Raw genomic sequence first — 11,349 nt, forward strand, 5'->3', positions numbered from 1 at the left:
GGAAATCGCCGAAGACCCGGCGCAGGAACTGGCGGTGGAGAAGCTGGAACTGCTCAGCCGCCGGCTGGTGCATTACCGGCCGGGCGAGGATAGCTGGCTGCAAAAGCTCAGCTTCGGCCGCAAGCGCGAGCCGGCGCCGCAGGGCCTGTATATCTACGGCGAGGTCGGGCGCGGCAAGTCCATGCTGATGGACCTGTTCTTCGCCGCCGCCCCAGTGGAGAAGAAGCGCCGCGTGCATTTCCATGCCTTCATGCAGGAGGTGCATGCCGAGATCTTCCGCTATCGCCAGCTGCCCGACGAGGATGCGGAAAAGAAGAAGGGCGGCGACGACCCGATCCGGCCACTGGCCAAAAAGATCGCCGAGGCCAGCTGGCTGCTCTGCTTCGACGAATTCCAGGTCAGCGACGTGGCCGATGCCATGATCCTTGGCCGCCTGTTCGAGAAACTGTTCGACCGTGGCGTGGTGGTGATCGCCACCACGAACCGCGCCCCCGACGATCTCTACCAGGGCGGCCTGAACCGCCAGCTTTTCCTGCCTTTCATCGCGCTGTTCAAGGACAAGCTTGATGTGCTGCACCTGGCGGCAATACGCGATTATCGCCTGCAGCGCCTTAGTCGCGAGAAGGTGTGGTTCAGCCCGCTGGGCATGCCGGCCACCGCGGCGCTGGACCGTGCCTGGGCTTTACTGACCGACGAGGCCGATGGCGCGCCGCTTGACCTGGAGCTGCTCGGCCGCAAGCTGCATGTGCCACTGCAGGCGCGTGGCGTGGCGCGGTTTGCCTTCGCCGATCTGTGCGAGGCGGCGCTGGGTCCGGCCGATTTCCTGGCGATTGCCCGGGCTTTCCATACTGTGATGATCGATGGCATCCCGACCCTCAGCCCGGCCAAACGCAACGAGGCGAAACGCTTCGTGACGCTGGTCGATACGCTCTACGAGGCGAAGGTCAAGCTGCTGGCCACGGCCGAGGCGCCGCCGGAGACACTGTATCCCGAAGGCGACGGGGCGTTTGAGTTCCAGCGCTGCGTCTCGCGCCTGAACGAGATGCAGAGCGAGGATTATCGCGCCTTGCCGCACGCGGCGGACTGACTGACGCAGGCCGGTTTAATTCGGCAGCAGCAGGTCGCGGGCGCGGTCGAGCCGGGCGTTGTTGAACTGCGCGCCGGTCAGGGTGGCGCCTTCGAAACGGCCGTCGGTCAGGTCGGCGCCGCTCAGGTCGGCGCCCGTCAGGTTGGCTTCGCGCAGATCGACGCCGACCAGGCTGGCGCCGCTCAGGTTCGCCGCCACCAGCAGGGCCTTTTTCAGCTTGGCCGCGCTCAGATTCGTGCGCGCGGTGCGGCTGGTGGGGGTGTCCTCGCGGATCGCCGCCAGATTGGCGCCGGAGAGATCGGCGCCATCCAGCGTGGCCCGCGCCAGGCTGGCGCCGCGCAGATTGGCCTTGGCCAGCACCGCGCCGCGCAGGTCGGCGAAATTCAGTCGCGCCAGGGCCAGATTGGCGTGGCCGAGCTGGGCATTGGTGAAGCAGGCGCGTTCCAGCAGGGCGCCCATCAGATTGATGCCCTGCAGGTCGCGACCGGAGAAATCGAAATCGCTCAAGTCGGCGCGCAGGCCCTGGCGGCCTTCAGAATGCACCCAGAGTTCATGCTGGCGCAGCACTTCACTCAAATCGGCCGCCGTATGGCGCGAGGCGATGGCAAAGATCGCGGCGGCCAGCTCAGGCAGGGTACGGCTGGCGGCATCGACGATGGCGCCACGCAGGTCGGCGCCGGCGAAATTGGCGCCGCCGAAATTGGCTCCGGTGAGCGTGGCGCCCGACAGGTTGGCGCCGGAGAAATCGGAATGCTGCAGGTCGGCGGATTCCAGTCGCGCCGACATCAGCTGCGCCTTGCGCAGATCGGCCCGGGCCAGGTTGCTGTCATCCAGATTGGCATCGGCAAAATCGGCATGCAGGGCAAAGGCGCGTGACAGCTGGGCGCCCGAGAGATCGGCGCGCTGGGCCGAGGCGCCCGAGAGATCGATCGCCCGTTTGGCCGGGCCGCTGCCGCTGAGCTGGCCTTCCGAGTCATAGACCGGCGCCAGGGCCTCTATGCCATTCGATTCGGCCATGTTGGCATCGTTCAGGCCGGCGGCCCGCAGGCAGGCGCCGCGCAGGTCGGCCCAGCGCAGGTCGGCGCCGTCCAGGGTGGCATTGCGGAAATCCGAGCCGCCGCATTTCGACATGGAAAGCTTGGCGCCATCGAGGCGGGCGCGATGCAGCCGTGTGCCGGTCAGGTTGGCCAGCGTGAGGTTGGCGCCGGTCAGGTCGGCGTCAGACAGGTCGGTGAAGGCCAAGTCGGCCGGCTTGGCATCGGGTTTGCCGGCCAGATGGGCTTCATGCTCACGCAGAACATCGCGCAGCTTTTCTGCGCCGACTTTGGTCAGATGCGCGGGAGCTCCGCGGGTAAAATCGCCCATACGTTCTGCGGCCCTGCTAACTAAACCGATACACAGAGATTACCGATGCACAGAGATCACCGATACATCGAGATTCGGCCGCGAGTGTATCCCGGACCGGCCATGCCGTTCCAGCCGTTTGCCCCCTGTATTGGGCCTTAGTCTAGCAGGTCAGCCGCGCCGTTCCACCATCAGCTTCTTGATTTCGCCGATGGCCTGGGCCGGGTTGAGGCCCTTCGGGCAGGTTTGCGCACAATTCATGATGGTGTGGCAGCGATACAGCCGGAACGGGTCTTCGAGGTTGTCGAGTCGCTCACCGGTCATCTCGTCGCGGCTGTCGGCGATCCAGCGATAGGCCTGCAGCAGGATGGCCGGGCCCAGGTAACGGTCGGAATTCCACCAGTAGCTGGGGCAGGAGGTGGAGCAGCAGGCGCACAGGATGCACTCATAGAGGCCATCCAGCTTCTTGCGCTCCTCGGCCGATTGCAGGCGTTCGCGCGCCGGCGCCGGGCTCTGGGTCTGCATCCAGGGTTTGATCGAGGCGTATTGCGCGTAGAAGTTGGTGAGATCCGGCACCAGGTCCTTGATCACCGGCATATGCGGCAGCGGATAGATCTTCACGTCGCCGTCGATATCCTCGCAGGCCTTGGTGCAGGCCAGCGTGTTGCCGCCGTCGATGTTCATGGCGCAGGAGCCGCAGACGCCCTCGCGGCAGGAACGGCGGAAGGTCAGCGACGGATCGATCTCGTTCTTGATCTTGATCAGCGCGTCCAGAACCATCGGGCCGCAATCGTTCATGTCGACCTCATAGGTGTCGACCTGCGGGGTCTTGCCGTCATCCTGGTTCCAGCGATAGACGCGGAACTTGCGGACCTTGCGTTCCTCGCCCGGCTTGGCGGGCGGCAGGGACCAGGTCTTGCCTTCGGTGATCTTGGAATTTTTCGGCAGCGCGAACTCGGCCATGGGGCGGTATCCTTGCTTCTTCAGTAAACGCGCTTCTTGGGCTCGATATACGAGATTTCGTTGCTCAGCGTGTAGGTATGCACCGGACGGTAGTCGAGGGTGACATCGCCCTTGTCGCCGAGCCAGGAAAGGGTGTGCTTCATCCACTCCTTGTCGTCGCGATCGGCATAATCCTCGCGGGCATGCGCGCCGCGGCTTTCCTTGCGGTTCTCCGCCGAATGCATGGTCACCACGGCCTGGCGGATCAGGTTGTCGAGCTCCAGCGTCTCGACCAGGTCGGAATTCCAGACCAGCGAGCGGTCGCTGACGCCGATATCTGGCATCATCTTGTAGACCTCGTCGATCAGGCCCTTGCCTTCCTTCAGCACCTCGCCGGTGCGGTACACCGCGCAGTTGTTCTGCATGGTGCGCTGCATCTGGTCGCGGATCTTCGCCGTCGCGCTGCCGCCCTTGGCGTTGCGGAAGCGGTCAAGCCGGGCCAGCGCTTCGTCGCCGGCCTTCGGCATGTCCTTGTGCTTGGCGCCCTTCTCGACAACCTGGGCTGCGCGGATGGCGGCGGCGCGGCCGAACACCACGAGATCGATCAGCGAATTCGAGCCCAGGCGGTTGGCGCCATGCACCGACACGCAGGCCGCCTCGCCAACGGCCATCAGGCCGGGCACCACCTTGTCGGGGTTGCCGTCCTTCAGGGTGACGACTTCGCCGTGATAGTTCGTCGGGATGCCGCCCATGTTGTAATGCACGGTCGGCAGCACCGGAATCGGCTGCTTGGTCACGTCCACGCCGGAGAAGATCTTGGCGCTTTCCGAGATGCCGGGCAGGCGCTCGGCCAGGATCTTCGGGTCGAGGTGATCCAGGTGCAGGTAGATGTGGTCCTTGTTCTTGCCCACGCCGCGGCCTTCGCGGATTTCCATGGTCATGGCGCGGCTGACCACGTCGCGCGAGGCGAGGTCCTTGGCCGACGGCGCATAGCGTTCCATGAAGCGTTCGCCCTCGGAATTGACGACATAGCCGCCTTCGCCGCGCGCGCCCTCGGTGATCAGGCAGCCGGCGCCGTAGATGCCGGTCGGATGGAACTGCACGAATTCCATGTCCTGCAGCGGCAGGCCGGCGCGCAGCACCATGCCGCCGCCGTCGCCGGTGCAGGTATGGGCCGAGGTGCAGGAGAAATAGGCGCGGCCATAGCCGCCGGTCGCCAGCACCACGGTATGGGCGCGGAAACGGTGGATGGTGCCGTCGGCCAGGTTCCAGGCCATCACGCCGCGGCAGGCGCCCTCGTCGTCCATGATCAGGTCGAGGGCGAAGTATTCGATGAAGAACTCGGTGTCGAATTTCAGCGACTGCTGATACAGCGTGTGCAGCATCGCATGGCCGGTGCGGTCGGCGGCGGCGCAGGTGCGCTGGGCCGGCTCGGCGCCGAAATTCTTGGTCATGCCGCCGAAGGCGCGCTGATAGATCTTGCCTTCCGCCGTGCGGCTGAACGGCATGCCGAAATGCTCAAGCTCCAGCACGGCCGGCACCGCTTCGCGGCACATATATTCGATGGCGTCCTGGTCGCCGAGCCAGTCGGAGCCCTTGACCGTGTCGTACATGTGCCAGCGCCAGTTATCCTCACCCATGTTGCCGAGCGAGGCGGAGATGCCGCCCTGGGCCGCCACGGTGTGGCTGCGGGTGGGGAACACCTTGGAGATGCAGGCGGTCTTCAGGCCGGCGGCTGCCATGCCCATGGTGGCGCGCAGGCCGGCGCCGCCGGCGCCGACGACAACGACATCGTAGAAATGGTCGTGAACCTGATAGCTGGCGGGCATGGTCTTACACCCCAAGGAAAAGCTTGAGCACGGAAAGCGCGGCGATGCCGCCGACGACGAAGACCGCGAAGGTCACGCCCAGCAGGCTGGCCATCTTAAGGCCCTCGCTATGGACATAATCCTCGATCACCACCTGGGCACCCAGCTTGAAATGCCAGAACACCGCCAGCACGGCGAGCAGGGCGACGATGGCGAAAACCGGATGGCGGAAGGCGGCGGCGACAGCGGCATGATCGCCGGTGGCGAGCTTCAGCAGGGCCACCAGCATGATCAGCGCCAGCGGGATCAGGGCGAGCGCGGTGACGCGCTGGATCCACCAATGCTGCACGCCATCCTTGGCGGCGCCCAGGCCGCGCACTTTCTTCAGCGGGGTGCGCATGGTCTTGGTCGGGTTGCTCATGGCGCGCTCCTCACTTCCAGGCGTAGGCGATGATCCAGGCCAGCACGGCCAGGACCACCGAACCGACGATCGCCAGCCAGGCCGAACGGTTGGCCACCGGCAGGCTGTAGCCATAGCCGGCATCCCAGGCCAGATGCCGGATGCCGTTGAGCAGGTGGTAGAACAGCGCCCAGGTGAAGCCGAACAGGACCAGGCGGCCGAGCCAGGAGCCCAGCACCATCTGCACGTAAGCGTAGTATTCGGGGCCGGCGGCGGCGGCGACCAGCCACCAGGTCAGCAGCAGGGTGCCGATACCGAGGCCGACGCCGGTGGCGCGGTGCAGGATCGACGAGGCCATGGTGACAGGCCAGCGGTAGACCTGCAGATGGGGAGAGAGCGGTCGTTCGACATTCGCCATTTTTATGCGCCTTCGAGTGGGGACGGCGCGCCGGGATCGTGGAATACGTCTCCTGATCGGCGCCCCGAAAGCGGGGCAGATACTAGACCCGGCCACCGCCTAGTCAATGATTGGCAGTCTTGTTTTTAACGACCTAAACCCGCTGCCGGCAAGGCAAATTGCCGGCAGCGGGGATGTTCCCGAGGATGTTCCGGGGCATGTTCCTTCGTGCGAGTCTATCTCAGATCGTAGGTGCGCTCGCCATGAGTGTGCCATCGAGGCTGTCGAATTCCTCTCCCTCGCTCACCCGCGGGCCGCTGGCGGCGCATGGGGTGGCACATGGCCGGGCCGGGATGGCCCGGTTCTTCCGGCCGGATCGCCTCAGCGCTTGAAGAAGCCCAGCAACTGGTTAAGCGCCACGGCCTGGTCAGCCAGCGAGCGCGCAGCGGCCGCAGTCTGTTCCACCAGGGCTGCATTGCGCTGGGTCATTTCATCCATGCTGACCACGGCGCCGCCGACCTCCTCGAGACCGCTGGCCTGCTCGCGGCTGGCGCTGGCGATCTCGGCCACGATACTCGAGACCTTCTTGATCGCGGCGACGATTTCCTCGAAGGACCGGCCGGTCTGCTGCACCAGGCCGGCACCGGCCTTGACCTCGCTGTTCGAGGACTGGATCAGGGTCTTGATGTCCTTGCTGGCATTGGCACTGCGCTGCGCCAGCGCGCGCACTTCCTGCGCCACGACCGCGAAACCCTTACCGGCCTCGCCGGCGCGGGCGGCTTCCACCGAGGCGTTCAGCGCCAGCAGGTTGGTCTGGAAGGCGATCTCGTCGATCAGCCCGACGATGTCGGAAATCTTCTGCGCGCTGCCCTCAATGCGGTTAACGGCAGTCACCGCCTGCTGCGCCACCTCGCCACCGCGCATCGCGGCGTCGCGGGCCGCCATGGCCAGTTGGTCGGCGGCCTGGGCATTGTCGGCATTCTGCTTCACCGTCGCGGTCACCTCATGCATCGAGGCCGCCGTCTGCTCGATCATCGCGGCCTGGCTTTCCGTGCGCTGCGACAGATCGAGGCTTCCGGATGAGATTTCGCCGGCGGCTTCCTGCACGCGGCCTGCGGCCTGCGTGAGCTGTTCGGCGATGCGGTCGAGTTGCTCGGTCAGGGAATTGGTATCGTCGCGCAATGCGCCGAACAGGCCGTCATAGGCCACGTCGATGCGTCGACTGACATCGCCCTCGGCCAATCCGGCCAAAACGCTGGCAACGGTGCGGATCGCTTCTTCGGTGATGCCGAGCAGGCGGTTGATGCCCTCGGCCAGGCGGCGGTTGACGCCCTCCAGCGCCGCCGTGTCGATGCGGCGGCTCAGGTCGCCGACGGTGGCGGCATCGAGGATGGCGGCCACCGACTGCTCAAGCCGCGCCTCCTGCGCCTTGCGCTCCGCCTCGAAGCTCTGGCGCTGCGCGGCTTCGCGCGCCTCGGCGGCCTGCTCGGCGGCTTCGCGGTCGGCCATCAGCTTGTGTTCGGCGGCCTCGCGTTCGGCATCGCGCCGCCCTTCCGCCGCGATGTAGCGTGCCACCAGCGCCAGGGCCACGGCGGCAATGCCACCTGCGATGGCGAGGAAGACGCCGAAGGAGGTCAGCCGGGTGCGGAGCAGGTCGGCATGCAGGGCCGTGACATTGCGGCCGAGCATCAGATCGGCGATCTCGGTATTGTCCGGCGCCAGCAGGCTGGTGGTGGCCTGCACGATCTCGGCGCCGGGATCCGCAGGGATGCCAGTCAGTTCAAGCAGGGCTTGCGTGCCGCCGCGCGGCCGCAGGGTCAGGTTCATGCCCAGCCGCTGCTCAAGGCCCTGCAGTTTGGGCAACGGATTGACATGTAGGGCCACATAGCCAGCCGGGCGGAAGCCGCCGATCGCGGCCACGACCGTCTGCACCGGCCCTGCCGGCGAAGCCCAGCCGAACTGGGCCAGGTTGCGGCGGTCGGGCCCCTCGCGTTTGGCCAGCGGTTCAAGCTGCGCCATCGGCGGATTCATCTCGTCGCCGTTCCACAGGCCGCCGAGCGGCTTCATCTCCAGGTCATAGACAGTCGCGCCCAGCACGACGACAGCGCCGCTGGTGATGATGCTGTGGCGGAACTCGGCGCGCAGCGAGCTGCGGATGCCTTCGGCCTCCTTGGCGATGGTGGCGGCGCGCAGCGCATTGGCCTGCGTGATCGCCTGCGCGACCTCGGAGATGGTCTTGAAATGCTCGGTCCAGATTTGGTCGGCAGCCAGCTCGCGCAACACACGGGCATCGCCGCGCAGGGTGGATTCGTCCGCCAGCGCCTCGTAGCGCTCGGACATGTAATAACCAACGCCGCCACTGGCGGCGAGAACAGCAGCCAGGACAATGGCGATCACGGCGGTCAGGGAAAGCTTCATGGCAAGTCTTCGATGCGGGGGTGGACAGGCTGCCGCATCAGCCACAGTGGCGCGGCGTTAAAGTGTCGTCATGGCCGACAAGCCATGATCGCGTCGGCCTGCCGCTGGCTATCCCCGCAGATATGCGAAGCCGAGCCATGAAACGATGGCGCATGCTTTTCCCCATTTATGATTTTCCCCCGATGCGGCGACCATTTCATGGAAGCCGCGCGGAAGTAAAGGCATTCCTGCCCGTGCGGCTTCCATGTTTGCGCATTGGCAACGCTTGCGCGAATGGCTGGCCAGATAGGCCCGCTCGAAATTGCGTCGGGTACGGAGGCAGCAGCCCGATTGTAGCCGATGCCGGCATGTGACTGACCGCAGGGATCGGTCACATGCCGGCATCAGTGATCAGTGCAGGTCGTAGGCGCGTTCGCCATGGGTGGTGATGTCGAGGCCATCGAATTCCTCTTCCTCGCTCACCCGCAGGCCGCTGGTGGCACGCAGCAGCGCCAGGATGCCCCAGCTTACGCCACCGGCCCAGATGGCCGTCGCGGCCAGGCCAAGCAGTTGGCTGCCCAGCTGGGTCAAGGCGTCGACGCCCTCGGCAAAGCCGCTACCGCCAAAGCCGGGCTGGCCGATGATGGCCACCAGCAGGATGCCAAGCGCGCCGCCGACGCCATGCACGGCGCAGACATCCAGTGAATCGTCCAGTTTCAGGCGCTGTTTCAGCAGCGAGGTGATGCTGAAGCAGACCACGCCGCCGCAGAAGCCGGCGATCAGGCCGCCGACCGGTCCGGCCACGCCGGCGGCCGGCGTGATGGTGGCCAGTCCGGCGATCAGCCCGGTCACGGTGCCGACCAGCGAGGGGCGGCCATGGCGCAGCCATTCGATCGCCATCCAGGTCAGCGCGCCGGCTGCGGCCGACATGTGGGTGGCCAGCATGGCCATGCCGGCGCTGCCATTGGCGGCCAGGGCCGAGCCGGCATTGAAGCCGTACCAGCCGACCCACAGCATGCCGGCGCCGGTGGCGGTCATGCCCGGATTGTGCGGCAGGATCGGCTCGTGGGGGAAATCGCGGCGCCGGCCCACCATCAGGGCGGCCGCCACCGCCGCCATGCCGGCGGTGACATGCACGACCAGGCCGCCGGCGAAATCGATCACGCCGACCTCAAACAGCCAGCCGCCGCCCCAGATCCAGTGGCAGACCGGCACATAGACCAGCAGCAGCCAAAGGGCCGAAAACCACACCACGGCCGAGAATTTGATGCGCTCAGGATAAGCGCCGACGATCAGCGCCGGGGTGATGATGGCGAAGGTGAGCTGGAACATGAAGAAGACGGCCTCGGGGATGCCGTCTTTCAGTGTGTCGGCGCCGATTCCGGCCAGGAAGGCGCGTTCCAGCCCGCCGATCCAGGCCTGGTTCGCGCCGCCGTCGGAAAAGGCCAGGCTGTAGCCGAAGGCCAGCCACAGCACCGACATCAGGGCGGCGATCACCACGCAATGCATCAGCACGCTGAGCGCGTTCCGCGCCCGCACCAGCCCGGCATAAAACAGCGCCAGGCCCGGCAGGGTCATGAACAGCACCAGCGCCGTGGCGGTCAGCAGCCAGGCCGTGCTGGCCGTGTCGAGCGGTTTTTCATCGGCCGCGAAAGCCGGCAGCGATGAGGCAAGCAACAGAAGAACGGGCGCCGCCAGGCGGCGCGCGAAGAAAGCGATCATGGGGTCCCACCCTGTCTCGTTTATGTCAGCCGCGTCGTTGCCGGCGGGCGAAACGCCGGCAAAACGGGCAGGCTGCCCAAGCACGAGGCATGCCAGCCGGCAGGGCGGCACATGGCACGGGAAGTGCTGATAAACGCTCAGGCAGGCCGGCGCTTCAGGAGGTGGCTCACGAAGCTGCCGGCAAATTCAGCATATTGCCGCTGAATAAGTAGTCTTTTGCCTATTAATAAGGCTATATTAGCCGCGACGCGGCATGGCGACCCAGTAATCCAGGTCCAGCACCACGCTGTCAGGGTATTTGCCGGCGGCGTCCTTGTCGGGGAAGCCCTGCGCGGGCTGGTCCTTCACCGCCACGGTGCGGACGCGCAGCACGCCCACATCGCTGCGGCCCTCGATCTCGCCTTTGCCCAGCACTTCCGACCAGGCATAGATCGTGTTGCCGGCCAGGGTGGGATTCACATGGCGGCCGCCATTGATGCCGACCACGAAGGCGGCGTTGCTCAAGCCGTTGAAGCTGAGCGCACGCGCCAGGCTGATCACGTGGCCGCCATAGATCAGGCGGCGGCCGAGTTTCTCCTGGCCCTGGCGGTGCTGGTCGAAATGCACCTTCGCCGTGTTCTGGTACAGCCGGGTGGCCAGCATGTGCTCGGCCTCCTCGATAGTCATGCCATCGACATGGTCGATCTTCTCGCCGACCGCGTAATCCTCCCAGCCATGCTTGCTGCCGGCCATCACCCAGTCGTATTTGCGGAAGTCGGTGCCCTCGGGCACGCGCAGTTGCACCGGCGACAGCACCTCGGCCAGCGGCGGCACGAATTCTTCCGTGATCACGGCGGCCTCGTCACGCTTCTTCACCATCACCCAGCGCACGTAATCCAGCACCAGGTCGTTGCCGTTCTTGTAGCCCTGGCTGCGCACGTAGACGACACCGGTTTTCTTGTTCGAGTTTTCCTTCAGGCCGATCACGCCGGACACGGTATGCAGCGTGTCGCCGGGATAGACCGGCGCGAACCAGCGGCATTGCGCATAGCCCAGGTTGGCCACGGCATTCAGCGAGATTTCCGGCACGGTCTTGCCGAAGATGATGTGGAAGGCCAGCAGGTCGTCGACCGGCGCGGCTTTCAGCCCGATGCTGCGCGACAGCGTGTCGGCCGATTGCAGCGGAAAGCGCGAGCCGTACAAAGCGGTATATAGCGCGACGTCGCCGGTGGTCACCGTGCGCGGCGTGGCGTGGCGCAGCTGCTGCTTGAGC

At 65.9% G+C, this 11,349-nt stretch carries 9 protein-coding genes; 1 reads left to right on the top strand and 8 read right to left on the bottom strand.

The window, feature by feature from the left end; genetic code table 11:
- Nucleotides 1-1,087: cell division protein ZapE (zapE, locus tag Q1J79_RS11890; RefSeq protein ID WP_367182984.1), on the top strand; the 1,087-nt coding region annotated here is incomplete at its 5' end.
- Nucleotides 1,088-1,102: 15 nt separating this feature from the next.
- On the opposite strand, the gene Q1J79_RS11895 is transcribed toward zapE, so the two are convergent.
- From Q1J79_RS11895 to Q1J79_RS11930, 8 genes are all read right to left on the bottom strand, one after another.
- Complete coding sequence (locus Q1J79_RS11895) at nt 1,103-2,452, bottom strand: pentapeptide repeat-containing protein (protein WP_300300504.1); 1,350 nt, start codon at nt 2,450-2,452, stop codon at nt 1,103-1,105.
- Between the two features lie 150 nt (nt 2,453-2,602).
- Nucleotides 2,603-3,394, bottom strand: coding sequence for a succinate dehydrogenase iron-sulfur subunit (locus Q1J79_RS11900; protein WP_300300506.1), 792 nt, complete (start codon nt 3,392-3,394; stop codon nt 2,603-2,605).
- 20 nt (nt 3,395-3,414) lie between these two features.
- Nucleotides 3,415-5,202, bottom strand: coding sequence for a succinate dehydrogenase flavoprotein subunit (gene sdhA / locus Q1J79_RS11905; RefSeq protein WP_300300508.1), 1,788 nt, complete (start codon nt 5,200-5,202; stop codon nt 3,415-3,417).
- A gap of 4 nt (nt 5,203-5,206) precedes the next feature.
- Nucleotides 5,207-5,602, bottom strand: a complete 396-nt coding sequence (gene sdhD / locus Q1J79_RS11910; RefSeq protein ID WP_300300510.1) for a succinate dehydrogenase, hydrophobic membrane anchor protein — start codon at nt 5,600-5,602, stop codon at nt 5,207-5,209.
- A 10-nt stretch (nt 5,603-5,612) separates the two neighbouring features.
- Nucleotides 5,613-5,999 carry a succinate dehydrogenase, cytochrome b556 subunit gene (sdhC, locus tag Q1J79_RS11915; protein ID WP_300300512.1) on the bottom strand — a complete coding sequence of 129 codons (387 nt, stop codon included), beginning with the start codon at nt 5,997-5,999 and terminating at the stop codon, nt 5,613-5,615.
- A 360-nt stretch (nt 6,000-6,359) separates the two neighbouring features.
- Entirely contained in the window at nt 6,360-8,396 is a 2,037-nt protein-coding gene (locus Q1J79_RS11920; RefSeq protein WP_300300514.1) for a methyl-accepting chemotaxis protein, read from the bottom strand.
- A gap of 390 nt (nt 8,397-8,786) precedes the next feature.
- Nucleotides 8,787-10,097, bottom strand: a complete 1,311-nt coding sequence (locus Q1J79_RS11925) for an ammonium transporter (protein ID WP_300300517.1) — start codon at nt 10,095-10,097, stop codon at nt 8,787-8,789.
- Nucleotides 10,098-10,334: 237 nt separating this feature from the next.
- A partial coding sequence (locus Q1J79_RS11930) for a MaoC family dehydratase (protein ID WP_300300519.1) occupies nt 10,335-11,349 on the bottom strand: 1,015 nt, incomplete at its 5' end.

This window comes from Ferrovibrio sp., assembly GCF_029255545.1.
GTDB lineage: Bacteria > Pseudomonadota > Alphaproteobacteria > Ferrovibrionales > Ferrovibrionaceae > Ferrovibrio.

Bases quoted from the DNA above. Each gene is read 5' to 3' on its own strand.
- Q1J79_RS11895 (WP_300300504.1), bottom strand. From the start codon at position 2,452: ATGGGCGATTTTACCCGCGGAGCTCCCGCGCATCTGACCAAAGTCGGC.
- Q1J79_RS11900 (WP_300300506.1), bottom strand. From the start codon at position 3,394: ATGGCCGAGTTCGCGCTGCCGAAAAATTCCAAGATCACCGAAGGCAAG.
- sdhA (WP_300300508.1), bottom strand. From the start codon at position 5,202: ATGCCCGCCAGCTATCAGGTTCACGACCATTTCTACGATGTCGTTGTC.
- sdhD (WP_300300510.1), bottom strand. From the start codon at position 5,602: ATGAGCAACCCGACCAAGACCATGCGCACCCCGCTGAAGAAAGTGCGC.
- sdhC (WP_300300512.1), bottom strand. From the start codon at position 5,999: ATGGCGAATGTCGAACGACCGCTCTCTCCCCATCTGCAGGTCTACCGC.
- Q1J79_RS11920 (WP_300300514.1), bottom strand. From the start codon at position 8,396: ATGAAGCTTTCCCTGACCGCCGTGATCGCCATTGTCCTGGCTGCTGTT.
- Q1J79_RS11925 (WP_300300517.1), bottom strand. From the start codon at position 10,097: ATGATCGCTTTCTTCGCGCGCCGCCTGGCGGCGCCCGTTCTTCTGTTG.